The sequence below is a fragment of the Brassicibacter mesophilus genome (genome assembly GCF_050433385.1).
Lineage (GTDB): Bacteria > Bacillota > Clostridia > Tissierellales > Proteiniboraceae > Brassicibacter > Brassicibacter mesophilus.
In genome coordinates this window covers 1-26,956 of sequence record NZ_JBNPXI010000040.1, presented here as the reverse complement: position 1 = coordinate 26,956, position 26,956 = coordinate 1, and the positions used below count along the sequence as shown (strand labels likewise).

29 protein-coding genes are annotated in these 26,956 nt (G+C 34.0%); 1 reads left to right on the top strand and 28 read right to left on the bottom strand.

Going from position 1 to position 26,956, the window contains the following annotated elements; translation table 11 throughout:
- The first annotated feature begins 568 nt into the window (after positions 1–568).
- A complete protein-coding gene (gene yyaC, locus HNR33_RS22235; RefSeq protein ID WP_429088114.1) occupies positions 569–1,162 on the top strand; it encodes a spore protease YyaC in 594 nt (197 codons plus the stop codon).
- 101 nt (positions 1,163–1,263) lie between these two features.
- On the opposite strand, the gene HNR33_RS22230 is transcribed toward yyaC, so the two are convergent.
- The 28 genes from HNR33_RS22230 to HNR33_RS22095 form a co-directional block, all read right to left on the bottom strand.
- Positions 1,264–1,548 carry a YkuS family protein gene (locus tag HNR33_RS22230; protein WP_429088111.1) on the bottom strand — a complete coding sequence of 95 codons (285 nt, stop codon included), beginning with the start codon at positions 1,546–1,548 and terminating at the stop codon, positions 1,264–1,266.
- Between the two features lie 68 nt (positions 1,549–1,616).
- A complete protein-coding gene (locus HNR33_RS22225) occupies positions 1,617–2,501 on the bottom strand; it encodes a diacylglycerol/lipid kinase family protein (protein ID WP_429088109.1) in 885 nt (294 codons plus the stop codon).
- A gap of 32 nt (positions 2,502–2,533) precedes the next feature.
- Entirely contained in the window at positions 2,534–3,043 is a 510-nt protein-coding gene (locus HNR33_RS22220) for a DUF4446 family protein (RefSeq protein ID WP_429088106.1), read from the bottom strand.
- Between the two features lie 117 nt (positions 3,044–3,160).
- Complete coding sequence (locus HNR33_RS22215) at positions 3,161–4,303, bottom strand: aminotransferase class V-fold PLP-dependent enzyme (RefSeq protein ID WP_429088104.1); 1,143 nt, start codon at positions 4,301–4,303, stop codon at positions 3,161–3,163.
- 130 nt (positions 4,304–4,433) lie between these two features.
- Positions 4,434–5,237, bottom strand: coding sequence for an XdhC family protein (locus HNR33_RS22210; protein WP_429088102.1), 804 nt, complete (start codon positions 5,235–5,237; stop codon positions 4,434–4,436).
- 60 nt (positions 5,238–5,297) lie between these two features.
- Positions 5,298–6,110 carry a selenium-dependent molybdenum cofactor biosynthesis protein YqeB gene (gene yqeB, locus HNR33_RS22205; RefSeq protein WP_429088100.1) on the bottom strand — a complete coding sequence of 271 codons (813 nt, stop codon included), beginning with the start codon at positions 6,108–6,110 and terminating at the stop codon, positions 5,298–5,300.
- Positions 6,094–6,684 (bottom strand): molybdenum cofactor cytidylyltransferase, encoded by a 591-nt coding sequence (gene mocA / locus HNR33_RS22200; RefSeq protein ID WP_429088098.1) that lies wholly within the window; start codon positions 6,682–6,684, stop codon positions 6,094–6,096. Before mocA ends, yqeB begins: the two co-directional genes overlap by 17 nt.
- A gap of 21 nt (positions 6,685–6,705) precedes the next feature.
- Positions 6,706–7,452 carry a selenium cofactor biosynthesis protein YqeC gene (gene yqeC / locus HNR33_RS22195; RefSeq protein ID WP_429088096.1) on the bottom strand — a complete coding sequence of 249 codons (747 nt, stop codon included), beginning with the start codon at positions 7,450–7,452 and terminating at the stop codon, positions 6,706–6,708.
- Between the two features lie 7 nt (positions 7,453–7,459).
- Positions 7,460–8,479, bottom strand: coding sequence for a molybdopterin-binding protein (locus HNR33_RS22190; protein WP_429088093.1), 1,020 nt, complete (start codon positions 8,477–8,479; stop codon positions 7,460–7,462).
- 68 nt (positions 8,480–8,547) lie between these two features.
- Positions 8,548–10,128 carry a methyl-accepting chemotaxis protein gene (locus tag HNR33_RS22185; protein WP_429088090.1) on the bottom strand — a complete coding sequence of 527 codons (1,581 nt, stop codon included), beginning with the start codon at positions 10,126–10,128 and terminating at the stop codon, positions 8,548–8,550.
- A 164-nt stretch (positions 10,129–10,292) separates the two neighbouring features.
- Positions 10,293–12,023 (bottom strand): adenine deaminase, encoded by a 1,731-nt coding sequence (ade, locus tag HNR33_RS22180; RefSeq protein WP_429088087.1) that lies wholly within the window; start codon positions 12,021–12,023, stop codon positions 10,293–10,295.
- Positions 12,024–12,052: 29 nt separating this feature from the next.
- A complete protein-coding gene (locus HNR33_RS22175) occupies positions 12,053–13,036 on the bottom strand; it encodes a xanthine dehydrogenase family protein molybdopterin-binding subunit (protein WP_429088084.1) in 984 nt (327 codons plus the stop codon).
- Entirely contained in the window at positions 13,033–14,310 is a 1,278-nt protein-coding gene (locus HNR33_RS22170) for a xanthine dehydrogenase family protein molybdopterin-binding subunit (RefSeq protein WP_429088082.1), read from the bottom strand. Before HNR33_RS22170 ends, HNR33_RS22175 begins: the two co-directional genes overlap by 4 nt.
- A gap of 2 nt (positions 14,311–14,312) precedes the next feature.
- Entirely contained in the window at positions 14,313–14,786 is a 474-nt protein-coding gene (locus HNR33_RS22165; protein WP_429088080.1) for a (2Fe-2S)-binding protein, read from the bottom strand.
- 40 nt (positions 14,787–14,826) lie between these two features.
- Positions 14,827–15,690, bottom strand: coding sequence for an FAD binding domain-containing protein (locus HNR33_RS22160; protein ID WP_429088077.1), 864 nt, complete (start codon positions 15,688–15,690; stop codon positions 14,827–14,829).
- A 294-nt stretch (positions 15,691–15,984) separates the two neighbouring features.
- Positions 15,985–17,283, bottom strand: coding sequence for an NCS2 family permease (locus tag HNR33_RS22155; RefSeq protein ID WP_429088075.1), 1,299 nt, complete (start codon positions 17,281–17,283; stop codon positions 15,985–15,987).
- Between the two features lie 375 nt (positions 17,284–17,658).
- Complete coding sequence (locus tag HNR33_RS22150; protein WP_429088072.1) at positions 17,659–19,473, bottom strand: adenine deaminase; 1,815 nt, start codon at positions 19,471–19,473, stop codon at positions 17,659–17,661.
- A 21-nt stretch (positions 19,474–19,494) separates the two neighbouring features.
- Complete coding sequence (locus tag HNR33_RS22145) at positions 19,495–19,779, bottom strand: EutN/CcmL family microcompartment protein (RefSeq protein WP_429088069.1); 285 nt, start codon at positions 19,777–19,779, stop codon at positions 19,495–19,497.
- A gap of 26 nt (positions 19,780–19,805) precedes the next feature.
- Positions 19,806–20,633: a flavoprotein gene (locus HNR33_RS22140; RefSeq protein WP_429088066.1), complete on the bottom strand. Its 828-nt coding sequence runs from the start codon at positions 20,631–20,633 to the stop codon at positions 19,806–19,808.
- Positions 20,634–20,692: 59 nt separating this feature from the next.
- The gene (locus tag HNR33_RS22135) at positions 20,693–20,971 is read right to left on the bottom strand and encodes a BMC domain-containing protein (RefSeq protein WP_429088063.1); all 279 of its coding nucleotides are present in this window, start codon (positions 20,969–20,971) and stop codon (positions 20,693–20,695) included.
- 15 nt (positions 20,972–20,986) lie between these two features.
- Positions 20,987–21,385, bottom strand: coding sequence for a BMC domain-containing protein (locus HNR33_RS22130; RefSeq protein ID WP_429088060.1), 399 nt, complete (start codon positions 21,383–21,385; stop codon positions 20,987–20,989).
- Positions 21,386–21,407: 22 nt separating this feature from the next.
- Positions 21,408–21,962, bottom strand: coding sequence for a hypothetical protein (locus tag HNR33_RS22125; RefSeq protein ID WP_429088057.1), 555 nt, complete (start codon positions 21,960–21,962; stop codon positions 21,408–21,410).
- 22 nt (positions 21,963–21,984) lie between these two features.
- Entirely contained in the window at positions 21,985–22,248 is a 264-nt protein-coding gene (locus HNR33_RS22120) for a BMC domain-containing protein (protein ID WP_429088055.1), read from the bottom strand.
- A 19-nt stretch (positions 22,249–22,267) separates the two neighbouring features.
- Entirely contained in the window at positions 22,268–23,632 is a 1,365-nt protein-coding gene (locus HNR33_RS22115) for a UbiD family decarboxylase (protein ID WP_429088052.1), read from the bottom strand.
- 22 nt (positions 23,633–23,654) lie between these two features.
- Entirely contained in the window at positions 23,655–24,209 is a 555-nt protein-coding gene (locus tag HNR33_RS22110) for a UbiX family flavin prenyltransferase (protein ID WP_429088049.1), read from the bottom strand.
- A gap of 213 nt (positions 24,210–24,422) precedes the next feature.
- Positions 24,423–25,034 (bottom strand): cysteine hydrolase family protein, encoded by a 612-nt coding sequence (locus tag HNR33_RS22105; protein WP_429088046.1) that lies wholly within the window; start codon positions 25,032–25,034, stop codon positions 24,423–24,425.
- A 120-nt stretch (positions 25,035–25,154) separates the two neighbouring features.
- On the bottom strand, positions 25,155–26,753 hold the full coding sequence (locus HNR33_RS22100) for a dihydroorotase (protein ID WP_429088043.1): 1,599 nt from the start codon (positions 26,751–26,753) through the stop codon (positions 25,155–25,157).
- A gap of 111 nt (positions 26,754–26,864) precedes the next feature.
- Positions 26,865–26,956 (bottom strand): formate--tetrahydrofolate ligase (locus HNR33_RS22095; RefSeq protein WP_429088116.1); only part of this gene is annotated, 92 nt, incomplete at its 5' end.

Below are 26,956 nucleotides of genomic sequence, written 5' to 3'. Positions count from 1 at the left end.
GTTAATTCATAAGTTGTTTTAACAGCTTTGCTGTTATTAAACTTGTCTTTTCACTGTTCAGTTTTCAAAGGCCAAACATCAGCTTTATTATCTTAACACTTTTGTTTCCTTGTGTCAAGTGCTTTTTTATCTTACTTTTGTTACGTTGTCGCTTAGTGACGACTCTTACTACTATATCAGATTTCCGACACTATGTCAACTGTTTTTTTGAATTTCTTTTTCTCTTTTGTTTTTCTGTTATGTTTCCTGTCTTGACGACAAAGACTACTATACCATAGTAACAGAATATAATCAATGGTAATTCATGCCACGTGTTACCCCTATTCCTTATTTCGTTATATAGCTTTATCTATAATTCCCACATCATTAATATTTATGCATGTACTAAACTAATACGGATAATTTAATGCAAAGAGGCATAATTATAATTTGTAATACAATCATGGCTTTATTGTTTTTTTGTATTATTGAATGTTATTTTGGAAAAACTCAAATTATATATGATTCATATTAAATGGCCTAGTATTAAAAAATTCATATTACAATAACATGTCTAGGAGGCAAATAAATGTCTGTATTCTTTGAAACGAAAAGTAATTCGGTTAACTCTAATTCACCATTTGCTATGTCTGAGCTAAGTAATATTATTCTTGAATACTTAAATGATTTTTACGATACCAATTATGATGACCTTTTAATAGTATGTATAGGGACTGATAGGTCTACTGGTGATTGTCTAGGGCCTCTAATTGGATATAAGCTTTCAAGCATGTTAAAGCTATATCCAAAAGTACATGTGCTGGGAACTTTGGATGACCCTGTACATGCCAAAAACCTTAAAGATAAAATAACCCATATATATTCAACTTATAATAAGCCTTTCATTATGGCTATAGATGCGTGCCTAGGAAAGCTTGAAAGAGTAGGATATATAAACGTATCTAAAGGTGCTTTAAAACCTGGCGCAGGAGTAAACAAGGAGTTGCCAGAAATAGGAAATATCCATATAACTGGTGTAGTTAATTTAGGAGGTTTTATGGAATATATAATATTGCAGAATACTAGACTTAGTATAGTAATGAAAATGGCTGATACGATTTCTTCCACCATTAAAATTTCATTGTGGAAATATTTTAGAGAAAAAGCGCTACTTAACAATTAAAAATTAAAAACCCCTTATATGCAGTCACATTTTCAGTATCATTATATAATACTTTTTTATGTGCCTACTATAAGGGGTTTATCCTACAAGAAATCATTTTTTTATTCAAAAAGTGGGCTGTATATTCTATTGTTTATAATATAATCTATTTGCTCTACAGTTTTGCCAGTAGCATTAATGAGCACTACTCCTTTATTGTCAGATATATCTTCTCCCTCATTCATGTTGACTATTTGGTTATGATAATTTATATTGTAGCCATCTGCCATATAAACTACGGCATCCACGCTATTGCTATCATTTATATCAACTACTTCATATCCTAATCCACCTAGTTCATTCTTAATTTTATCAAGTCCACTTTGAACTGCTATTCTCTTAGGCATAAAAACACCTCCGGTAACAATAATATACGATTATTATTATCAACGGAGGTGTTTTTATGCACATTATTTTAGTAATCACATATAATATCTATCTTTCTGTCTCCTATACTGAAAAAGAGTTCTTTTTCTATATCAAATATCTCTCCATCCAGATTAAGATACATTTCATCATTAAAGTTTATCTTTACGTGCTTTGATTTATAAAACTCAACATATTTTTCTTTAGTCTGGTGCCTACCATTAAAGACAAGAGGAAATAAAGAAAGAAGCTTCAATTTATTTATTTTATTTATTATACATACATGGAAATATCCGTCATCCATTATTGCCATAGGACAAATCTTCATTCCTCCACCATAATAGCTTCCATTTCCTACAGCTACTAGTAGTATACTCTTTTCTAAAACTATATCATCTAGTTCAATCTTTATTTTTTTACATTTATATGTTAATAATGTCTTTAATAATCCTATAGTATAAGCAAATTTACTCTTGACATATTTTTTTATATCTTCAGTATTTTTAGCTATCTCTGAGTCAAAACCGACACTTCCTACATTGAGAAACAATCTCTGTTTCGTAATTCCTAAATCAATACCTCTTTTTTTACCTTTTATCAATAAATCTATCGCCGCCTCAGGATCTATAGGTATGTTTAAGCTTCTTGCTAAATCATTCCCCGTTCCTCCAGGAACTATACCAAGTATTCCGCGGCTTTCTAATATAATCCCCATAGCCACTTCGTTAATAGTTCCATCGCCTCCAACTGCAACTATAAAATCATACCCTTTACTTATACTAGTCCTTGTTATCTGAGTGGCTTCCTTAGGTTTACTAGTAGTAATTATTTTGTAATCTAATCCAGTGTCGTCCATTTTATCAGTAATTAAAGGTATCAAGTTTTTAGCTTTATCAGTTCCCGCTATTGGGTTAACTACAAAAAGTATCCTCACAATTATCCCCCGCTATTGGCCTAAGTCTTTTTCTATAATGTGATGCTTTGTTTTCTTGCTCTGTCTATTGCCTGCATTTCCTCTACTGATAAAGCATAACTTGATTTACCATTAACTAAAGGCTTTGCATATACATTACTCTCATCTCGCCCATAAATACTAGTAATAACAAATCCATTCAAGCTCTCATCTAATAAAGCTATAGAAAAACTCAAATCACTACCCATATCATTAAATGCATTATATCTGATAAATCCTATCTTTTGTAAAGAAAATTTAAGTCTGCTATTAATATCGTCACAATATTTTTTTATACTGCCTAGTTCACTCTTAACCTCTTTTACTTCGTCAAGATGTTCAATAAGCATGTCCTCTAATGATGCAGCCTCTACACCTGCCACAAGTCTATCATATTTTTTGGTTATAGAAGAAAATTTGATTCGGTTAATAAAGTTAAACATTAACAGTAATAAATTGAGTCCAACAATTGCTAAAACAATTTCTGTGTTATAGTTTCCAATAATATCTTCTAAAAAGCCCATATTTTTCTCCTTCCTTTGCTAAACAATATCTTCGTGAATTACTTCTATTATAAACTAAAAAATCCTTCAATAATATTAAATTTTGAAGATATTATAATGAGAAAAACTTACAGGCTCTTATATTTCCTGTGATATCTTTCTAACTGCCTCTATTGCTTTTTCTATATCTGATTTTGTGTTAAATGGTCCAATACTAAATCTAATACACCCTTGTTCAAAGTTTCCTACAGTTTTATGGGCTAATGGAGCACAGTGAAGCCCTGGCCGTACAGCTATATCAAAAACTTGATCAAGTATATAACTTACTTCTGAGGAATCCTCTTCTCCTATGTTTATTGATATAACCGGAGCTTGTTTTTTTACATCACATGGGCCATATATTTTTACATGCTCTATCTTTTTTAACTCGTCAATAAAATACTTAGTAAGTTCGTTTTCATGCTTCCTTATATTTTCTATACCTGTTTCTAAAATGTACCTAATCCCTGCACCAAGTCCTGCAATACCAGGCATATTAGGTGTTCCGCTTTCGAATTTATCAGGAAGGATATCTGGTTGTATCAATGAATCTGATTTGCTACCCGTACCCCCTTCTTTCATTTGTGTTACTTCGAGTCCCTCTCTTATATATACTCCTCCAGTGCCTTGTGGACCAAGTAAGCTTTTATGGCCAGGAAATGCAAGAATATCTATTCCCATTTCTTTAACATCTATATCATAGACGCCTGCCGTCTGAGCGGCATCTACCATATATATGATATCGTTCTGAGCGGCAAGCCTGCCTATGTCTCTTATGGGAAATATAGTTCCTGTGACATTAGAAGCATGTGTTGTTACAATTAGTCTTGTGTTATCTGTAATGCTTTCTTCAATATCTTTTATATTAATATTACCTGTCTCGTCACATTGAACTATAGTTAGTGCTACTCCTATCTTCTCTAATACCTTTAACGGTCTTAATACAGAGTTATGCTCCATGGAAGTTGTAATAACATGATCGCCAGGCTTAAGTAGCCCTTTAACTGCAAGGTTTATCCCATCTGTAGCATTATGAGTAAATATGATATTCATAGGATTATCTATATTGAATAGCTTCCCTAGAAGTTCTCTTGTCTCGTAAATAGCTCTTCCTGCCTGAAGAGCAAGCTTATGCCCTGACCTCCCTGGGTTTGCTCCATAATCTCTCATAGCCTCCGTTACAGCTTGATATACCTGCTCTGGCTTTGGAAATGACGTCGCAGCATTATCTAAATATATCATTAAATCCACCTCCTATTAATACTTCTTCTATAAATATAACATATTACATTTAGAATACTATTAGAAGAACATATTATTTAAAAATCCTATAAAATCCCAGACTTCTATCAAAATATTTAATAAAAATAAGTTATTTTTTTATTTCTTTCGTATGGTGAAGAGTTCCTTTGTTTTTAATAAGACTTATTTCAGCCATAATGCCAAGTGCTATGTCTTCAGGAGACTGCCCACCAAGATTTATTCCTACTGGTGCATATACGCTATCTAGTTTATCTTGAGAAACACCTGCTGCTGCTAGGTTACCCATGACATGCTTAGTTTTATTGCTACTTCCTATCATTCCTATATATGAAGCATCTCTTTCTATAACTGTCTTTAGTGCTATTTCATCATGTTTGTGGCCATGAGTTACTATAGCTATATAGCAGTTTTGTCCTATAGGATAATTCTTTAAATTCTCTTCTATATCCCCTGGATAAAGCTCGTCTGCTTCTGGAAACCTATCTTTATTGCAGTACTCTTCTCTTTCATCAAAAATTACTGTGTGAAACCCTAATATCTTTCCTAGCTTATATAGATTTATGCCAATATGTCCTCCTCCAGCTATTAAAAGCTTGTTATCAGGCTTAAAGACTTTTATAAAAACTTCAGCCTCTCCACCACACTGCATATGAAGACTTCCTGGATCATCATCTAGCTTGAATGAATATGATTTACTTTCTCTTTCTTCTATGCATTTTTTCGCTACGCCTGCTATAACTAGCTCAACTCTTCCACCACCTACTGTCCCATAAGTAGTTCCATCTTCTAAAACTGCCATCATGGCTCCTTTTTTCCCGGGAGTAGATCCTTCTATATTAGTTAATGTAGCTAGTGCCACTGGACTATTTTGCTTTATCTGCTCAGTTATTTTCTCAAGTATTTTGTATTCCATCCTAGCTCCTCCTCAAATACCAATTTAAGAATATCCCTTAATTGTAATTAGGTTTATATTTTATAAGCTCCTCATTCTTTTCATATACAATATAGCCTCAAGCACTCCTCCACCTATTGCTCTTGCTTTTTCAGAAATAGAGTAACAGTGTTCTACTACCGCTCTAGGATCTACGTCAGCTATCTTAAGTCCAGTAAAAACATCCATACCGTCCATAATTAATCCTCTAAGTACTCCATCTAAAGTTGATATTACTGGAGTATCTCCAACATACGCAATTATCTGATCCTTCTTTATTATATCTCCTATTTCAGCTATATTCCTTATTATTCCATCTGATGGTGATTTTATCACTCTTTCTTTTCCAAAACCCATTATTATACCAGGCACACCTGTATTCGATTGTGCAAACCCATCAAAAATAAGTGAGCCTAAGTAATGACCTCTATTTGTTTCTATTACCACATCTACATCCACTCCTGCTTCAAATCCAGGTCCTGCCGCAATAGTAATAGGCGCCATACTTTTATGAGTACCTAGGTTTTTCTTAGCTAATATAGCATCAACTAAGATATTTGCTTTTATGTGTTTCAATATATCACAGCTTTCATCAATTAAAATTGGGATGTTACCGTGTCTCCAATTTTCATGTACCTCATTAATATCAGTTACCTTTACAGCCTTCACATCATCTATAACTATACTTCCATCAAAAACAGCCTGTGCAAAAGAGACTGTTCTTCTAATGACTAATGGTTTTTCTATTTCTAATATCAAAATTTTAAAACCGCTCCTGTGAAGTCTATGTGCTATACCTGTTGCTAGATCTCCTCCACCTCTTATTATAACAATATCATTAATCAATTTTTTCATCTCCATTCTTAATTCGCTGATATTCTTCCCAAGTATCTATGTCTAATCCTATGGCTTTATTATCTATGTTTATAAGCTTAGTATGTTTAATGCATTCCTCGATTATCTTCCTCCCTCCCTTATCTCCTTCAACTTCAAGAAGCTTTTCCTTAAGATGTGAAGAAAATATAACCGGGTTCCCTCTTTTACCATTATAAACAGGTGCCACAATATAACAGCTTTCTTCTTTAAAAGATTTAACCAGAGTATTTATTGTCCTGCTATCTAAAAAAGGTTGATCACCTACTATAAACATGTATCCTTGCGTTTCTGAACAAGCGAAGTTTATACCAATCTTCATGGATTCACTTTGTCCTTTATCTGGTCTTTCATTAAATACTGTCTTTATATTATGCTTTTCCGCTAATTTTTTAACATCTTCATTGTTGTATACTAATATTATGTCATCTATATCCGAATCTTTAGCTGCTTTAATAACCCTTTCAATAATAGCTTCATTTCCTAAAGTAAGTAATAACTTATTTCTATTCATTCTTCTAGAAAACCCTGATGCCATAACTATACCTGTAATCATCAGTTACACCCTCTTTGCATTCTAAAATCTAATAATATTCCCACTATTCATGCTTCCTACTATAATTCCATTTACATCATACTCGCTCTCCACAACTAAATTTTTAATCTTAATAGCAGCCTCTCTATCTTTTTGGTAATCAGCTTTATTAAAAAGCAAATATTTCTTACTACTATATGGTACTCCCTTGAAAATTCCATTCTTTGATACTATCAGTTTAAGTATCGTTTCTTCTCTAATATATTCTCCAATGCTGCTATCTGTTATCTGTGCAAATAATTCAGATCTATGAACATATTCATCATCTATTCTTTTTCCTAAACAGTCCATACCCACTACCCCTATTGTCTTAGTAGTACATGAAGGAATAACAGGTTCATGACTTGCAGGTGCTTTTATTGGCCTACCTTTTGATCCATCAGCTTCTACGATTATATAATCAAACAGTTCTTCTTTGTATATATAATCTATATATTCAGGAAATGCTCCTAATAGCTTGTTTTGTGCAGAAACTTCTCTTCCCATCACCGTAATAGTATTGTTAAGATAACGACCATAGGCATTATCCTTCCCTAAAATAATTAACTTATCGTATTGATCGGCATCAGGATTATATATGGCTGTAGTAGTTGTAACTAGTACTCTTTTGTTTAAAGCCTTAAGCTCGTTGGCGAGTTTAAACATTGTAGTTGTTTTTCCCCCGCCTCCAACAATACTTATCAGCTCTTTTGTTTTCAAATTAATATCAAAATATTCAATAATATTCATAGCTCACCTATTTACCCAATGGGCATATTGGATAGTGACAAACCTTACAGTTTAAGCAAAGTCCACCATGCCCCAATATTGCTATTTCCTTTCTTGATACTCTTTCACCAGCTAATACTCTTGGTAAGACAATATCTAATACTGTAGTTTTATGATACATGCCACATGCAGGAACACCAAGTATTGCCACATCACCTTTATATGCTAACATAAACATTGCACCTGGGAGCACTGGGGATCCATATGTTATAACATCATCAGCTATACTCCTTATAGATGTTGGTGTTAAATCATCAGCATCTACAGACATACCTCCTGAGGTCATAATTATTTGAGCTCCCTCTGAAATAAAAGCTTCTATAGCTTCCTGTATTTTATCTTTATCATCAGGCGCATATCTAACTCCTGCTAAAACTCCACCATAATTTCTAATCTTTGCTTCTAGTACTGGTCCAAATTTATCTGTGATCCTTCCATGAAACACCTCTGATCCAGTTACAACTATCCCTGCTTTCAGCTGCTTTATTTCTTTAATGCTAACTACCTTACCAAGTTTTTGACAGATGTCCTCTATTCTCTCTATCTTATCTTTATGAATTGTCAATGGGATTATCTTTGTTCCTGCTACTATCTGATCTTTCTCCACAACAGAATTATTGTGCATTGTTGCTAGTATTATTGAATCAATATCATTGATAGCTTCTAATGCCTCTACATTAATCTTTAAAAGTCCTTTTTGACTTGCCTTAAGGTTTACTTTCCCTTCTGACGGCCCAAATAGATATGTTCCTTCTCCTGCTATTGCCTTACCCATCCTTATTGCTGCATCATCTTCATGGACATCATTCTCCGTAAGATCGATTACATAGACATGGTTTTTACCCATATCTTTTAGCTTGTCTATGTCTTCAGGTTTAACAATGTAGCCTTTCTTGAAAGCAGCCCCTTTAAACTCACCAGGAACAATCTTTGTTAGGTCATGTGCCAAAACCATTCCTACAGAATCCTCTACTTTTATTTTCTTCATTTTTACCCTCCTATTAATTGGATATTGACCGATTAGATTTTCCCTTCTGTATACATATTCTAATATTACTAAAACTTCATTAAAGATTCAATAGATAATCCTATTTGATAAATAATCCCAGTTTCATCAATAACAGCTAAAAATTTAAAAAGCTTTCCATCCTCTACCCTTTTTTTAACAGGAGTTGCTATATAAGTAGCTTGACCATTTTTAAGTGCTGAATAGCTTTCATCTACTTGATAGAGATTAAGACCTATACTCTCTTTTTCATTGCAATACTTTACTTCTCCGTTTTTATCAGATAAATATATTACATCTGCTCCAATTTCTTTTAACAATCTCTTTATCAGATCATCATTTATACTATTTCTTTTTATCTCTTTTTGAATATATTCAACATCTCTGAGCATCTTGCCTTCCATTACTTTACTAGTTACATATTGCTGCATGCTATCAGATGTTTCATGTAGTTCTTTTATTATACTTTGAAGCATAGACATTTTTTCATTCTGAACTATAACCTGTGCAGTGGTCTCCTGCATTTGTGAAGATATTTCTCTAGTAAAGCTTGTAACATCATAAATACTTGATTGTATCTCTCTACCACTTTCATTTACTTCGCTAATTGAACTATTCATTCTCTTTATCTTGTTAATACTTGTATTTAATGATTCTTCTATCTTACTAAAATCATTCATAGTTTTCTGTATTACAAAATAACTTTCCTCAACTTGATTAGTCTCCTGTCGCATTGATTCTGAAATTGATGCAATATCATTTTTTAACGTAGAAATAACATCTTCAATTCTTGCAGAAACTTCACCTGTTTCCTTGGCTAATTTACTCACTTCACTTGCTACTACTGCAAATCCTTTACCTTGTTCACCAGCTCTGGCAGCCTCTATTGAAGCATTAAGAGATAACATATTTGTTTGCTGTGATATTGAATTTATTAAATCTATTAATTTTACGACCTCTTCAGAATATAATCTAAGGTCATTTACTCTATCGGCATTGTCTTTTACAAGCTGCCTAGTAATACTTATCTTCTCTTGAACTTGACTAGTAGCTTTTATTCCTTCTTGAGTTGAATTTATAGATTGTGAAGTAAATTCAACTGTAGCTTCCATTTCTTGCTTTGTATTGTTCAAAATGTTTACAATACTCTCTGTCTTTTTAGATACTTGGTTCATCATTTGAAATTGATTTTCACTATTTTGACTTGTTATTTCGGCTGATGAAGCTATAGACTCCATAGCAGTTTGTGTTTCAGTTGAAATAGCGTTAATTTGATCACTTATCTCAGATATCTTAGTAGAAATGTTTACTTGCTGTTTAAAATTTTTCTTCATTCCTTCAAGCATTTCTTCAATCTCTGAAATAATTTCCACATTAATCCCTTGACCTTTTTTGTTTATATTAATCATTAAATCATTTTTATTTATGCAATTTAAATAGTATTTTATATCATCTATATTTGCATTATAAACTTTATTAATAATAAAAGCTATTATACCGGAAAATAGGACTACTAAAACTATACTGAATATCAGATTTTCTATTATTTCAGTTAATACTAACATAGTTCCAAAGACTAAAACCAAAATCCCAAACAGTTTAATTAATCCACTAAACCCTTTATTAGTCAAAGTTATTCCCCCTTTATCATATAAGACTTTATATCCCTAAAAGTACATAAATATAAATTAATTAATAAATACTCTAATAGTATTATCCACAAACTCTCTGTTCTTTGAGCAACTGTAGTTATGTAAAATAGGGAATGAATCCGTCATTCCCTATTTAGTCAAGTCTATTTATGAATTTCTAGCTCTATAAAATTAAATTTAGTTACATCGAAAAGTCCCATATCTGTCAATTTAATCTCAGGAATAACAGGCAAAGCTAAAAATGATAACGTCATAAATGGATCTATGTTTTTGCTAACATGAAGCTCTTCATATGCGATTTGAAGCATCTCTTCTAGTTTTTCATTAACTTTTTCCATAGGCTCATCTGAAATCAATCCTGCAATTGGCAATTCAAGAGTCTTAAGGACTTTTCCTCGAGAACATATTGTTATTCCTCCACCTACTCTTGTTACTTCATTTATAGCTAAAAGCATATCCTCATCATTATCACCAATGACTATAATATTGTGTGAATCATGAGCTATAGTTGAAGCAATTGCACCGTTTTTGAGTTTAAAGTCTTCTACCAGTGCTAGCCCTATATTTCCAGTTACCTTGTGTCTCTCAATAACTGCAAGTTTCAGTATATCAAGCTTATCATTATATTTAAATTCACCGTTAGATGTCTCGACTTTTCTAGATACCCTTTCTGTAACTAAGCTGTGTGGTAATAATCTGATGACATTTACAATATCTGATCCAATCTCTATTTTTAGATTTTCTTTTTCTATCTTACCGATTCTCACTGTATCTGTAACTTTAGAAATATCTATACTCTTTACATTAAACAAAGGTTTCTTATCTTCTCCAACAAGTTCACCTTTTTTAATTACCTTTAGTACATTAAAGTCCTTTAGGCTATCTATCACTATTAAATCAGCATCATACCCTGGTGCTATAGCTCCAACATTTCTTAACCTATAACACTCAGCAGCATTGATTGTAGCCATTTGAATAGCTGATATTGGGTCAATACCATTTTTTATGGCTAGTCGAACATTATTGTCTATATGTCCAGTTACAAGTATATCCTCAGGATGTTTGTCATCTGTACAGAACAGACATCTTCTCATGTTTTCCTTTGTTAATCCTCTTACTAACGTTTCAAGATTTCTTGCTGCAGAACCCTGTCTTACCAGAATATGCATACCTAATCTTAATCTATCTAACATCTCATCAACAGTAGAGCACTCGTGCTCAGTTATGACACCTGCAGCAACGTATGCATTTAGCTCTCTATCTTTAATATCTGGTCCATGTCCGTCAATAAGCTTATCATGTTCCTGCGCTAGTTCAATTTTATCTACTATATCATCACTTCTAAATATTACGCCTGGATAATCCATAAGCTCTCCAAGTCCTAATACTCTTTTATGTTCTATAAGCTGTCTTAAATCTTCTGCCTTTAAAACTGCACCTGAGTTTTCAAAGGAAGTGGCTGGAACACATGACGGAAGCATGAAATAAACGCTTAAAGGCAGTCCTTCACTTGCTTCTAACATGTATTCTATTCCTTCTATACCTCTTACATTAGCTATCTCATGAGGATCTGCTATAATTGTAGTAGTTCCTCTAGGAACTACCGCCCTAGCAAATTGGGTTGGAGAAACCATAGAAGACTCTATATGGACATGTCCATCTATTAAACCAGGCGCTACAAATTTTCCTTGTAAATCTATTTCTTTTTCTCCTATATATTCGCCAATACCAACTATTTTTCCCTGGTTGATTGCTATATCTCCTTCAACAATCTCATGTGAAAATACGTTAACAATCTTAGCATTTTTCAATACCAACTGAGGCTTTATTCTTCCATATGCTAAATCTATCCTCTGCTTTACTTCAGATTTCACGTTTATCCCCCCTACCATTTCATTTAGATTTACTTATTCTCACTAAGGGCCTTTAACATTTTTTCTGGTGTAACAGGTATCTCTGTCATTCTTACTCCTACAGCGTTATATATAGCATTTAATATAGCCGGCGCAACATATACCATTACAGGTTCTCCTATTCCTTTTGCTCCAAAAGGTGCTGTTGATTCAGGATCTTCAACTATAGCCGCGTTAACTTCAGGCATATCTAAGGATGTTGGTATCAAATAATTTGTAAATCTATTGTTTTTAATTTTACCATTAACAATATTTAAGTCTTCCATTATTGCATATCCATATCCCATTGCAAATCCACCGTCTATTTGACCTTCAATAAGTTTAGGGTTTATTGCCTTGCCTACATCTTGTGCAACTACTGCATCAATTATCTCAACTCTTCCTGTTTCAGTGTCAACTTCAACCTCTACTCCGCATGCCCCGAAAGTATATGGCCAATAAGGAGACCCTTGACCTGTTTCATCATCCATTTGAGTCGAATGAGCTATAAATGTAGCTTCTTTTCTTAAAATCTCATCTCCAAGCTTATCAGCAATTTCTTTAAAAGTTACTTTTTTATCTGGAAATGTTTTAATATATACACTTCCATTTTTAACCATAAGACCAGTATCACTATTAACAGCGAGCATTTCAACAGCTATTTTTATTACCTCTTCTCTTAATACCTCTGCTGCTTTTTTAATTGCATTACCAGTATTATAAGTCTGTCTACTTGCAGCTGCAGTTCCTGCATCAGGAGTTATACTAGTATCTTCATTTATAAATATTATGTCATCAACAGTTATTCCTAAAACCTCTGCTGGTATTTGACTCATTATAGTTTTTGCACCTTGACCTACTTCTGTAGCTCCAACATATATGGCTACTTTACCATCCTTTGTGAGTTCAGCTATGGCCTTTGAAACATCTGGAAATCCATTACCATATCCAGTACCATAAAACATTGTTGCAAATCCTATTCCTCTCTTTTTCATTGGCCTACACCACCCTTGTATCTTTCTATAAAGTTCATTCTCTTTTCTACTTCCTCTATACATTTATCTAAAGGAATACTTTCATCTAGTGTCTGACCTGTAGCAGTCTGACTTCCTACAGTAAAAATATTTTTCATTCTAAATGTTATTGGGTCTATGCCTAATTTTTCTGCAAGTATATCCATTTGCTGTTCATATGCAACTGGCACTTGAGTCGCTCCAAATCCTCTCATAGCACCTGCAAAAGGATTGTTTGTGTAAACTGAATAGCTATCTACCTTAACATTAGGAATCACATAAGGACCTGTCGCATGAACTCCTGCTTTCCTTAGTACATTTATCGCCCAAGAAGCATATGCTCCCGTATCTCCAATAATAGTAGCTTCCATGGCTACAAGCTTACCATCTTTTGTTGCACCTGTTTTGTATCTCATACGCATCGAATGTCTTTTTGAGTGAGCTGCAATAGATTCTTCTCTAGAATAAATAACCTTGACAGGTTTTCCAGTTAATTTAGTCGCCATAGCTAAGTGTATTTGCATCGTGATATCTTCTCTTCCTCCAAAAGCACCGCCTACAGCTGGATTGATTATCCTTATCTTTTCAATTGGTGTTCCCATAGCTTCAGCTACTTCAAGTTGATCAAAGTGAGGATACTGCGTTGAGGCAACTACGGTAATAACCCCATCCTCTTCTAAATACGCTATACCAGCTTCCGGCTGTAAAAAAACATGCTCAACCATTGGAACATAGTATTCATTTTCAGCTACCACATCACATTTTTTAAACGCTTCGTCTATATCGCCTTTTCTCAATTTATAATGATATACTATGTTGCTCTTTCCATCGTGTACCTGCGGTGCTTCGTCCTTCATTGCTTCTTCTGGATCAAACACTGCATCTAAGTCCTCGTAGGTTACCTCTATTGCCTTAACGCCTGCTTCAGCTATTTTCTGTGAAGTCGCCACTACAAAAGCAATAGGATCACCTATTCTTCTAACTTTCTTTTCACAAAGAACCTCATGGTCTTTAAAAAGAACACCATGACTATTATGTCCTGGTACATCTTTTGCTGTTAATACTTTAACTACCCCTTCAATAGCTTCTGCCTTTGATGTATCAACTTTTATATTTGCATGGGGTCTAGTTGAGCGTAAAGTTGCTCCATAAAGCATTCCATCCATGTATATATCTTGTGGATATATTGCCTTACCAGTAGCTTTCGCAAGTGCATCTACTCTAATAATGCTTTTTCCAACTACATCTAATTTCACTGCTACTTACCCCCTTTGTATTCCTTTGATGCTTTCTCAACTGCATCTACAATCTTATTGTATCCTGTACAACGGCATAGATTGCCTGATATAGCTTCTTTTATCTGTTTTCTATCAGGAGAAGAGTTCTTGTCTAGTAGTGCTTTAGCTGATAAAACCATTCCTGGCGTACAGAAGCCACACTGTACAGCACCTTCTTCTATAAAAGCCTTTTGAATAGGATGTATTCCATTTTTATCTTCTAATCCTTCTATAGTTAGAATTTCCTTACCTTCAGCTTGAAATGCCATAACTAAGCATGAGTCAACTGTTTCTCCATCCATGATAACAGTGCAAGCTCCACACTCACCTTCTCCACAACCTTCCTTTGTCCCAGTTAAACCTAATTTGTCCCTTAAGACATCAAGCAATCTCATATCTTCCTCTATTTCAACAGTATGATTTTTCCCGTTTACTTTAAGCTCAATCTTTTTCATATCTTTCTCCTTCCTTCCATATGCTTAGGATTATATTTAACTATTTATAAAGCTTTATAGCATTATCTATAGCGTCTTTTAATACACCTTTAACAGCCACACTCTTAAAGCCAACAGTAGATCTACCAGCAAGCCTTTCCTGCACTTGGCTTTGCATTAGCTCTGCTCCTTGCGCTATTATTTCTTCAGTAAGCTTTTTACCTTTAAAAAATTCTTCAACAGCTCTTTCTCTTATCCCATGCTTACCTAGTGACCCATTAGCTATTCTGATGTCTTTACATATATTATCTTCATCAAATTCAATAAATACACTAGTACATATCCTTGATATGGCTAGGGCCTTTCTAAGTCCTAATTTGCTAAAAGACAAAATCTGTTTTTCATTTGGTTTTTTGAACCTTAATGATACTAATACTTCATTATCTTTTATATCTACTTTTCCTTTATCTAAGAATAAATCTTCAATAAGGATTTCTCTCTCAGAGTTTTTGCTCTTTATAGTAGCTATTGTATCTAATGCAAGTAATGGTGGAACTGTATCTGCAGCAGGTGAACCATTACAGATGTTACCTCCCACTGTTCCTTTGTTTCTTATTTGAGGTGAGCCCACTGAATGTGCTGCTTCCTTTAATCCAAATAACCTTTGTCCTAGCACATCAGAACCTGCTATAGCTGTAAACGTTGCTGCAGCTCCCATTTCTATATATTCTCCAACTTCCTTTATATATGTCATCTCTTCAACACTCGATATATCTATAAGCACTTCTGGAGATATCTTATGATGTCTTAAATCGATTACAATATCTGTTCCTCCCGCAATTAACTTAGATTTTCCCTTATATTGATCAAGTAGATCAATTACCTCTTCTACATTTTTTGCCTTATATACATTTTTTACTGACATATCTATCCTCCTTTATTTGTGTAGGAATAATATTAAGGTTTCTTAATTTTATACCCTATTTTTCTTTTTCGACAACGGTTTAGTTAACTAAAGATTTTACTATAATTAAAAGCATATACTCATATGCTTTTAGTATATGTTTTGAAATTATTTACAGTAAAAAGTAAATTCAGAAACTTAAGTTCAAAAACTTTTTCTGAACTTACTTCTTATTGCTACATAAATGTAATAATGATTTTGATATTTAATATTTCCGCTCCCATATGGGAGCGGACTTATTATCTTTGCAAGATTTTATAAGAAAACAGTTTTAAGAACAAACAATAGTGCTAGAATATACATCATTATTGATACGTCTTTTGCTTTTCCTGTTATAGTTTTTAATATTACATATGATACAATACCAAATACAATACCTTCTGCAATACTATAAGCAAGTGGCATCATTATAATTGTTAAGAAAGCTGGTATAGCCTCTGTAAAATCTTCAAGATTAATCTTCATAATAGGTGACATCATGAATAATCCAACTATTATTAAAGCTGGTGATGTAGCTGCTGATGGTATTATCCCAAATATAGGTGCAAAGAATAATGCAAGAATAAATAATACTGCTGATGTTAAAGAAGTAAGACCTGTTCTACCACCTTCAGCAACTCCTGAAGCACTTTCAACATAAGTTGTAACTGTACTTGTTCCTAGTAAAGCACCAAATGTTGTACCAATTGCATCTGCAAATAATGCTGGCTTAGCTTTAGGTAATTTACCTTCTTCGTCAAGCATATCAGCCTTTGATGCAACTCCTACTAATGTTCCTATTGTGTCAAACATATCAACAAATAAGAATGTAAATAAAACTACAATCATCTTAAATGAAAATATTTGTGAAAAGTCAAGTTTAAATGCAACTTTAGCTAGTGAAGGAGGTGCACTTATAAATCCTTCTGGCATTGGTGTTACTCCTAAAGGTATACCAACTACTGTTGATATTAATATTCCAAATAATATAGCGCCTTTTACATTTTTAACTAAAAGGAACCCAGTAACTAGTACCCCAATTAAAGCAACTAATGCTGGTCTTGCTGTAAGATCTCCCAATGCTAGAGGAGTACCTTCTCCTACTTTTACTATGCCTGCATTTGCAAGTCCTATGAATGCAATAAACAAACCTATCCCTACTGAAACAGCATTTTTTAAGTTTAATGGTATAGCATTAACAATAGCTTCACGAATATTTGTGAAAGTTAATATTATGAATATAATACCTTCTAAGAATACAGCTGTTAATGCAGTTTCCCATGAATACCCCATTGTAAGTACTACTGAATAAGCAAAGAATGCATTTAGTCCCATACCAGGAGCTAAAACAAATGGATAGTTAGCAGTAAAAGCCATAAAAAGCGTTGCAATAGCTGCAGATAAAGCTGTAGCTGTGAATACTCCACCAAAGTCCATCCCTGCTTCAGATAGTATCAATGGATTTACAATTAAAATATACGCCATTGTCATAAACGTGGTAATACCAGCAAGAATTTCGGTTTTTGCATCAGTCTTGTGTTCATTAAGCTTAAAAACTCTTTCTAATGTACTCATAATAAACCCCCTATAATTTTATTTTTCCCCTTAAACACTAAACTGCTCTAGCTTTCTATTTTTACCCCCCTTCCGATTAGTTTTAGTGATATGAACGGTGTTCTTATCTTTGCTAGATTTAGAGTGCATTCTATAGTACATCCACTATTATAATTATTAAATATATAAGTAAAGATTATATACTTAATAATCATAATACTCAAACTATTTAATAGCTTCATAATGCCATTTTTCCATTTTAAAGCAATACTCTATATATTGGAAAACGTTTTTCATATATTTTCAAAAAAATTAATTATGATTTTCTATTGTAGAGCTTTACGCTACATATTATATATAGCGTAAAGCCTACTTATAATAGAACCTATTTAAATACTATCTCACTACTGACTCAAGGATTTCAAAGTTGTTTACATCTACTAATCCTTTATCACTTATTTTCCATTTTGGACTTGTCGATAATGCTAAGAATGAAACGTGCATAAATGGAGCATGTAGTGTTCCACCTAATTGATCTCTTACAGTTGCTTCTAGACTAGCTATTTTAGCACTTACTTCTGAACCTGTTAATTCGTCAGTTATAAGTCCTCCAACCGGAAGAGCTAGTTCGTCTATAACTCTGCCATTATTAGCAACAGCAACTCCACCACCCATTTCTATAACTCTATTAACTGCAGCAACCATGTCTCTCAAATTAGTTCCTGTAACAGTTATGTTATGGGTGTCATGAGCGATTGATTGTGCAAATGCACCTTGTTTTAGTCCAATTCCTTTAACCATAGTTTTACCGATGTTTCCATTACGTCCATATCTTTCTAAGTTAGCTAAATATATTACGTCTTGACTAACATCAGCTTCAACTACTCCTCTGTTAACTCTAACCTGAGCTTCACCAGTTTCTGTTAAGTTTTGATCTGGTATAGCTTGGATGTATCTAACTGTAGCAGTATTTCCATCTGCAGCAATCTCTAAATCAGCTTCAGTTATAGGTGCTCTTTTTACTGAATTTTTAACTACATCTGGATAAGTGTATTTTGGTAAATCTATTAACAATTGTCCTTGTGAAGCTACTAATTGTCCTTTTATGAACACAGCTTCTACATTCATTTCTTTCAAATCACTTATAACTGCTATATCAGCTACTCTTCCTGGTAAAAGAGCTCCTCTATCATTTAATCCCCAATAAGTCGCAGGGTTTATTGTTGCCATTTGTATAGCTTCAATTGGATCTACCCCTTCTCTTATTGTTCTTCTTATGATATCGTTCATATGGCCCGATTTTTCTAAATCTTCAGCTACCATATCGTCTGAAACTAATACAAGTCTTCTTGAATCTAATCCTTCTTCAGTTACGGCTCTTATACATTCAGCCATATTTCTTTGAGTAGAACCCTCTCTCATAAACACATAAACACCTTGTCTTAATTTCTCAACACATTCTTCTTTGGTTGTTGTTTCGTGACAAGAACAGGTTCCTCCACAACATATTATATGAGCTGCTAAGTCTGCACCAAATAATTCTGGAGCATTACCATCAACTGGTTTACCTATACTTTTAGCATACATTGTTGATGTTAAAAGATCTGTTATTATATCTGGTGTGTTTTTATACACGTGTTTAGCTAATGAGAATCCTTGTAATTCTCCTATACCAAATATATTTGGATAGTTTAAAAGATCTTCCATATCTTTTGAATTTACGTCAACACCCGCTGTTTCAAGACTTGGCGCGTCAGGAGTTAAAGCCGGAACCTGTAATCTTACAAAATTTGGCACTGCACTACATTCATCAGCCATAGCTTTCATAGCTACTGGTCCTAAAGCATTACCAATTTCGTGTGGGTCAGCTATTAAAGTAGTTGTTCCTGACGGTATTGATAATCTTGAAAATTCAGTAATAGTTAACATACTACTTTCAAAGTGCATATGTGAATCCATGAAACCTGGTGATAGATACATTCCTCTTACATCTACAACTTTTGTATTTGGTCCTATTAATGATTGACAATCACCAACAAGGGCAATATAATCTCCTTTTATAGCAATATCAGCTGTATAAACTTCTCTGGTGATTACATTTACAACATTCCCACTATATAAAACTATATCTGCAAATTTATCATCAGCCATTAAAACATCTATTAATTCTCTGTATTCCATTGCTTGCTTTACATCTTGTGGTTTTAACAAGCTTACGCCTCCTTTCTTTTGTTACTTCTCTAGCAATTCTTTGTAAACATCGATATTGTCAACAATTCCTACAATAGCTGCATCTATAGATGATTCCTTCCTTAAAGCGGCAATTCTCGCCGCTGTACCTTTTGTATAGATAACTACTTCACCAATACCAGCACCTACTGTATCTACAGTAATTATAGGCTCTCCTATCGGTTTATATTCTATATTTAAAGGTTGTGTAAGCATCAGCTTGCAGCCTACTAAAGAATCATCCTTTCTAGTAGCAACTACTGTGCCTATAACTCTACCTATATGCATTTTATCTCTCCTTTAAGTTTAAAGTGTTATCTCTTAATAATCTTTATCCCTAGTTGTTTTGCCGTGTCATAAGCTAGAGGAGTAATAATTGCTCTCATAGGTACAGTTAGTTCTTTCCTGTGAGTGCTTAATTCTAACAAATCCTTTTCAGTTATCACGTTTTTAGTAGTGATATTTTCTTCGCTTACTAACTTATGGGTACTCTCAACTTGCGGTTCTTCACTTACGCTGTTCTTAAATACATTAAGCATTTGAACAACATAATCCTTTCTTTCAACCCTAGTCACACCCATTTTTTGTATTCTATCTATATAGTCATCCATTATTTGCTGAAGCATTAATGTTTGCGATTTATTTCCTCTATAAGTACTTACATTATGAAAATCAACAAGCATTGATTTTCCATGCCACAATGCCTGCCAAAGCAATGTAGATACAAAGTTATCTTGTATGCCTAGAGCAAGCTTAGCAGCAGTATCTTGAGTAGTCATCGGCACTATTATACCGTCAACACTCTCAATGATTTCTCCAAAAACAAGCTTATCTTCTTCAGTATAAATTTTACATGGTTTAAGTGAGGTTTTTATTGACTGTAACCCGTCACTGCCTATAACGTCAATACCGTTATCGGATACGGCTACATCAAATGTAAAGCCATATCTTCTTGCTTTGGACAGTTCTCTTAGCACCTCATTTAATCCAAAGCTAGTTCCAGTAAATACAGCTAATACATGTTGATTTACAAAGGTCATGTTTTGATAGCCTTTATTTGTATTAACATTAATTTTAGCTTCAGTATTTATTTTCTGAACAAGCTGATTAATTATATCATTTGTTAGATTGTACTTATCCATATTCTAACACCTCATAAGTTGCTGCTACCATAATCTAATTATGGTAGCTCAACACAACATTATTCACTCTTTAATATCACTCTTTCAACTTCAGAGTGTGGTCTTGGTATTACATGTACTGAATGTAATTCGCCAACTCCTCTTGCAGCCTCTGCACCTGCGTCAGTAGCTGCTTTAACAGCCCCTACATCTCCTCTTACCATTACTGTTACTAAACCAAAACCAATTTTTTCATATCCTACTAAAGTTACGTTAGCTGCCTTAACCATAGCATCAGCCGCTTCTACAGCACCTACTAAACCTTTAGTTTCTACCATTCCTAATGCTTGACTCATCATTATTCCTCCTTAATATTACTTTTTATTTTCTTCTTTATTTTTAATCTCTTCAGTGTTTACTTTCTTTTGTTTTTTATCATCTTTTTTTTGCTCTGTTTTGCTTACCTCATTCTTATCTTTTAAGTTTTTTTCAAACTCTGCAATAAGTCTATCAACTTCTTCATGTGGTCTTGGTATTACGTGTCCAGAAACTACAGTACCTACTCTGTTTCCTGCTGATACTCCAGCGTCAACAGCAGCCTTTACTGCGGCAACTTCTCCTGCTATATGAACTGTAACGCTAACTGCCTTACCAACTCCTATTACCTTGTCATATCCAATTAATGTAACATCAGCTGCTTTACTTGCTGCGTCTAATGCTGTAATTGCTGTTGTTAATCCTATTGTTTCGATTAGTCCTAAAGCTGCTCTCACAATTACACCTCCTTATATACTATCACTTGAGTAAGGAGCCTTTTTTTCCTATCGAGTCTAAAGATACTTTAGGAATATAAGCCTCTAAGTTATTTATTACACCTGTCCTTACATAGTTTGATGTACTAGTTTTTTGAAACTTTTTATCTTGTACTGAAGTGTCTTTTGGTTCTATGTTCTTTTTAGCTTTACCTGCTAACTCGCTTAAAGTTGTCATAGTATTAGACTTTTGAGTTATTGGATTTTCTTTTTTCTGTGTTTTATTATTGCCTTTAATCAAATCTTCCAGATTGATTTTATTAATAGGATTACTCCTAGCATTTGCAACATCATTAAAACTATTCGATGTATTGCTATTTGTATTACCCTTGGTTAAACTGTCTAGTGTTCTTAGCATTTGATTAGAATTCATATTTCCATTTTTCTTCTTGCCAATAATGCTTTTAAGCAACTGCTCACCTTTACTGTCTACATGAACTGAATTAAAAGAATTATTTGAAGAGCTATATCTTGTGTCAATCTTACTACTTCGCTGTGTAATATTATTCATAACCACTCTTGCTAATGGGTTAGCCATTATTTTCACCACCATTTAGCTATTATAGTATTTTATCTACTTCTTCATGAGGTCTAGCAATAACATTAGTTGAAATAATCTCTGCTATTTGACCTGCTGTTTCTTTTGCATTATCCACAGCTGCATTTACAGCGGCAACTTCACCTGACACTATTACTGCTACTATACCAGAGCCAACAAAATTAACATCGACAATGTGTACGTCAGCAGACTTAACCATAGTGTCAGCTGCCTGTATTGCAGCCACTAAACTTCTAGTTTCTACCATGCCTATGGCCTGTCTCATACTCAACTACCACCTTCGCTTATTTTTTCATTCCTGGAAAATATTTTTGAATGTTTATTTCACCTTCGAATCCAGGTATCTCTGCCATTTCAAACAGATGAGCCTTTTCACCCAAAGGTTTTGTTGCATCTATACCCATTTTATCAGTTATTCCACGGGCAACATGTGATGCTTCAAGTCCTGAGCCTAAAGCTCCAGGTATTATAACTACATCCTGTGAAGCCTGAACTCTAGAAGCTAATGCAAGTTCTACACTGCTTGGATCGTATATATCTATATCTTCATCTACTATAACAACATGCTTAATATCATAAAAAGCACCAAGTGAAGCTAAGATTGCAGACTTACCATCACCTGCTTTTTGTTTGTTTATAGAAACAATAGCATGTAATCTACATCCACCACCTATAGTGATATTTACATCCTTAACATCTACTGTGTTCTTAAGAGCAGCATATAATTCTACTTCTCTAATAAGGCCATTTGCAAGATGCTCTTCCCTACAAGGAAATGCATGCTGGAATATTGGATTATTTCTATGCATTATAGTTCTAACTTCCATTACAGGGTTTGGAGCTACTTCTCCATAGTATCCCATAAGTTCACCAAATGGTCCTTCTATTTCACGTCTATTTGGTACTAATACTCCCTCTAGTACCATTTCTGCATAAGCTGGAACCTCTAAGTCAACTGAATGACACTTGACAAGTTCAAGAGGCTCACCTCTTAAAGCACTGTCAACTTCATACTTATTAAGTCCATATCTTCTAGAACCTATTTGAGATGCTAAAAGGAAAGTAGCGTCGTATCCAAGTACGACAGCGCACTCTAAAGGTCTATTGATTTTTTCAAATTCAGCAAATTGTTCTCTCAATGCAGGTGAATGTCCAGATATTAGTGCACTTATTATATTGCCTTTGTTTATCTGAAACCTTCTTACCGCCATATGTGTATGACCTGTTTCCGGGTCTCTTACTATAAACATGCCTGCAGTTATAAAACTTGATGAGTCCTTACCATGCGATGTAGGCACTGGCAACATTCTTTGTATGTCTATATTTCTTGTAATTATGTTTTCCTTTATTGGACCATTGTCTACTAATTTAGTAGGTTGTGGATTTGCTATAGCATTCATGTACTTAAATATTCTGTCTTCAGGCATTGTATTAGTCATCTTATAGTAAAGTTCTCTATTCCCATACAATCCACCTATTACAGGCATATTGTACCCTTTAACCTTATTAAATATTATTGGTTTTCTGTTTTGAAAGTATCTAAGCACTGCACCTAACTCAAATTTTGGATCAACTTCTACATTACAATGTTCTAATTCACCCAATTGATTTAACTTATCTAATGTTGCTCTTAACATTTGTGTCTCCATTTTTCTTTCCCTCCTTTCAGTCTTATTCTCCCCATCTCTTAATCAAGTTATGTTCAATTCCTACTTGATCTAATGCTCTTCCTACAATAGCACTTACTATATCCCCTATGCTCTCTGGATGATTATAGAACCCTGGAGATGCAGGCAATACTGTTACGCCCATTCTAGCGAGCTTCAGCATGTTTTCTAAATGAATAACACTTAGAGGGGTCTCTCTTGGTACTATTACAAGCTTCCTATTCTCTTTAATTATAACATCTGCAGCTCTTGTCAACAAACTATCAGATAGTCCATTGGCAACAGCAGCTACAGTTTTCATTGAAGAAGGCATAATAATCATTGCATCTGTCTTAAAAGATCCACTGGAAATTGGTGCTGCCAAATCTTTGTTGTCATGATAGTATGAAGCAAGTCCCTTAAGTTCTTCTAGGTTTATTCCACATTCATGTTCCACAACATATTCTCCCATAGTGGATACTACTAGATGAGTTTCAACACCAAGCTGTTGAAGAACTTTTAATAGAGCAACTCCATATATTGCACCGCTTCCACCTGAAATTCCTACTATTATTCTCATTCTGTCCCCTCACTTTCTCTCTAAGCCATTAGTCGTATTACATACATTTATATTGTTACCATCAAATATAGTATAACATTCTATCAGACTATAAAAAGCCGTCTATAAAAATTTTAATCTGGCGACTTTTTATACTCAGGATGGTTTCTTTTGTATGTTCTTTAATTATGGGTATGTATGACTGTCCTCATTTTGAGGACAGTCTTTGTTAAACTATTTTACTTTATTTTCTGCGTCTCCTCCGCCTAACCATGGGTCAATGCCTTTTTCCCATGCATCGAAATATTCGTCAGTTGTCATAACTTTTGTAAAGATGCTTAAGTCCTTTAATCCATTTTCATGTAATTCATCAGTTTTTGAATGAACTGCATCACTTAAAGTTATAACCTTGTATGCGTTGTATAGAGCATCTGATGCTGAACTTCTAACACATACGTTAGTCCATGTACCAGTAACAACTACAGTGTCTATATTTTCTTCTCTTAAATATAAATCTAAGTCAGTGTGAGCAAACGCACTGTGTCTTCTTTTTTGAACAATGTATTCGCCTTTTGCTGGACGAAGCGCTTCTACGAAGTCTGACCCCCAAGTTCCTTTTACAGCGTGAACTGGTCTTACTTTAAAGTCAGCATCGTTTTCTCTATGAGCTTCTTGGATGTGTACTAATTGAACATCATCGTTTCCTTCTGCATTTCTTGCTCTAACCCATTTAAATATTCTTTGAAGAGTTGGAGTTATTTTTGTTGTACCTTCGCAGTATAACGCTCCTTTTGGATCTGCAAAATCATTTAACATATCGATTACAAGAATAGCATGTCTTGACATTGTGTTTCCTCCTTTAAAATAATTATAATTTAATTTTATAAACCATATTTTCAGGTTTTAAAGTTTATGGCGTATTATGCGCTAAATACGCCATAAACAGCAGTATAGTATGTTATTATATTAGTATTTTATTGTTCTGTCTAGCTTCATTATTTGTTGTCTTTTCACAAATTGTCCAAATCCAGGCTTAACTTTCATTCCTCTAATTCCTCTTACGTGCTTATCTATTACTTCTGGATGAACTTTTCTATAACTTCTTTCATATTCAGCACTGTATAGGTTAGGATATACATCAAATATTTTCTTATATTTATCTGCTACTCCTTTTGGATATTCATGAACTAAATCATTTAATTCTTGATCAGTCATTGATGCTAATGCGCTTTCATCTATATCTTCATATACTAAATGTCCACGTACTACTGTTTTTGCTACCTTTCCTGTTAGTTCCATTCCTTCAAGTGGAGTATATCCACACATTGAAGCTTGTTCTTTAGGATTAATAGTCCACTTTTTATCTAAATCTATTATTGTAAAGTCAGCATCTGAACCTATATGCATAGCACCTTTCTTTGGATATAGTCCATAATGCTTTGATGCGTTAGTTGAAAGAATATCTACTAATTTGCTTAGTGAAATTCTTCCTTTATTATAACCTTCACTTACTATAACAGGAACCATAGTTTCAACACCAGGAATTCCTGGGAATGCTGTCCATATATTTAGACCTTCTTTAGTTTTTTCACTTTCTAATTCATAAGGAGCATGGTCAGTAGCTATGAAGTCAATGCTTCCATTTTGAATTCCTTCCCATTGCTCTTCGTTATCTCTTTTAGTTCTTAATGGAGGAGCTATTTTCGCACATGCTCCGTGTTTTGACATTGCCTCTTGATAGTTTAGTGTTAAATAATGAGGACAAGATTCTGAAGTTACATTTAAACCTCTTTTCTTAGCTTCTCCTACTAATTTAGCACCTATGCCTGTACTCATGTGTACTATATGAAGTCTAGCACCTGACGCTTCAGCAAAGCTTATTCCTAGTTCAATAGCTACTTTTTCAGCTAATTCCATTCTAGCTTCTGCCCAAGCTGGACCATCCATTCTTCCTTCTTCTTGGAACTTCTTAACATAGAAATCGCACATTGCAAAATTTTCTGCGTGTATTCCTATTGGAAGTCCTGTTTTAGCAACTGCTTTAAAAGCCTCATACATTTCTGGGTCAGTAACTCTTGGATATGTTGGAACTGATGGTGTCATGTAAACTTTAAATGCTACTACACCATAATCAGCTTGTTCTTGTACATGGTGTAACTGTCCTTCTCTTACGTCTTCTCCAGTAACTCCACCCCAGAAAGCATAGTCAACTAAAGCTTGTGGATCACATAAATCTTTCTTTAATTCTAATTGTTCAACAGTTCTTACTGATGGAACTGAACAGCAAGGCATATCTATAACAGTAGTTACTCCACCAGCTGCAGCTGCAGCAGTACCAGTTAAAAAGTTTTCTCTATGAGGGAATCCTTGATACATAAAATGAGTATGTGAATCAATACATCCAGGGATAGTTAATTTTCCTTCAGCATCGATTATTTCCTTTGCATTAGCACCTTCTACGCAATCTGTAAATCCTGCTATTTTTTCATCTTTTACTAATATATTAGTAACAACTGTGTCATCGCCTTGAGGAATTCTGGCGTTTTTAATAATTACATCATACATTTTAACTCCTCCTTTTATACAATTATTATAATTTGGGTTATCGTTTTCACGGATATGTTTTCACAAATCTAGAGTAATATTCCTCTAGATTTGTGATATTTAGAATTTTTATTAGAATAATCCTACAATAGTACCATCTGGTAGAACATCCATTTTGTTTGCTGCTGGAACTTTTGGTAATCCTGGCATTGTCATTACATCTC

Bases quoted from the DNA above. Each gene is read 5' to 3' on its own strand.
- HNR33_RS22220 (WP_429088106.1), bottom strand. From the start codon at position 3,043: ATGGGCTTTTTAGAAGATATTATTGGAAACTATAACACAGAAATTGTT.
- HNR33_RS22145 (WP_429088069.1), bottom strand. From the start codon at position 19,779: ATGCATATAGGTAGAGTTATAGGCACAGTAGTTGCTACTAGAAAGGAT.
- HNR33_RS22165 (WP_429088080.1), bottom strand. From the start codon at position 14,786: ATGAAAAAGATTGAGCTTAAAGTAAACGGGAAAAATCATACTGTTGAA.
- HNR33_RS22125 (WP_429088057.1), bottom strand. From the start codon at position 21,962: ATGGCTAACCCATTAGCAAGAGTGGTTATGAATAATATTACACAGCGA.
- HNR33_RS22215 (WP_429088104.1), bottom strand. From the start codon at position 4,303: ATGATATATTTAGATAATGCTGCGACGTCATTTCCAAAGCCAGAGCAG.
- HNR33_RS22110 (WP_429088049.1), bottom strand. From the start codon at position 24,209: ATGAGAATAATAGTAGGAATTTCAGGTGGAAGCGGTGCAATATATGGA.
- HNR33_RS22100 (WP_429088043.1), bottom strand. From the start codon at position 26,753: ATGTATGATGTAATTATTAAAAACGCCAGAATTCCTCAAGGCGATGAC.
- yyaC (WP_429088114.1), top strand. From the start codon at position 569: ATGTCTGTATTCTTTGAAACGAAAAGTAATTCGGTTAACTCTAATTCA.
- HNR33_RS22230 (WP_429088111.1), bottom strand. From the start codon at position 1,548: ATGCCTAAGAGAATAGCAGTTCAAAGTGGACTTGATAAAATTAAGAAT.
- HNR33_RS22105 (WP_429088046.1), bottom strand. From the start codon at position 25,034: ATGTCAAGACATGCTATTCTTGTAATCGATATGTTAAATGATTTTGCA.
- mocA (WP_429088098.1), bottom strand. From the start codon at position 6,684: ATGATTACAGGTATAGTTATGGCATCAGGGTTTTCTAGAAGAATGAAT.
- HNR33_RS22190 (WP_429088093.1), bottom strand. From the start codon at position 8,479: ATGAAGAAAATAAAAGTAGAGGATTCTGTAGGAATGGTTTTGGCACAT.
- HNR33_RS22115 (WP_429088052.1), bottom strand. From the start codon at position 23,632: ATGGAGACACAAATGTTAAGAGCAACATTAGATAAGTTAAATCAATTG.
- HNR33_RS22155 (WP_429088075.1), bottom strand. From the start codon at position 17,283: ATGAGTACATTAGAAAGAGTTTTTAAGCTTAATGAACACAAGACTGAT.
- yqeB (WP_429088100.1), bottom strand. From the start codon at position 6,110: ATGAAAAAATTGATTAATGATATTGTTATAATAAGAGGTGGAGGAGAT.
- HNR33_RS22160 (WP_429088077.1), bottom strand. From the start codon at position 15,690: ATGTCAGTAAAAAATGTATATAAGGCAAAAAATGTAGAAGAGGTAATT.
- HNR33_RS22175 (WP_429088084.1), bottom strand. From the start codon at position 13,036: ATGAAAAAGAGAGGAATAGGATTTGCAACAATGTTTTATGGTACTGGA.
- yqeC (WP_429088096.1), bottom strand. From the start codon at position 7,452: ATGAATATTATTGAATATTTTGATATTAATTTGAAAACAAAAGAGCTG.
- HNR33_RS22140 (WP_429088066.1), bottom strand. From the start codon at position 20,633: ATGGATAAGTACAATCTAACAAATGATATAATTAATCAGCTTGTTCAG.
- HNR33_RS22210 (WP_429088102.1), bottom strand. From the start codon at position 5,237: ATGGAATACAAAATACTTGAGAAAATAACTGAGCAGATAAAGCAAAAT.
- HNR33_RS22120 (WP_429088055.1), bottom strand. From the start codon at position 22,248: ATGAGACAGGCCATAGGCATGGTAGAAACTAGAAGTTTAGTGGCTGCA.
- HNR33_RS22135 (WP_429088063.1), bottom strand. From the start codon at position 20,971: ATGATGAGTCAAGCATTAGGAATGGTAGAAACTAAAGGTTTAGTAGGT.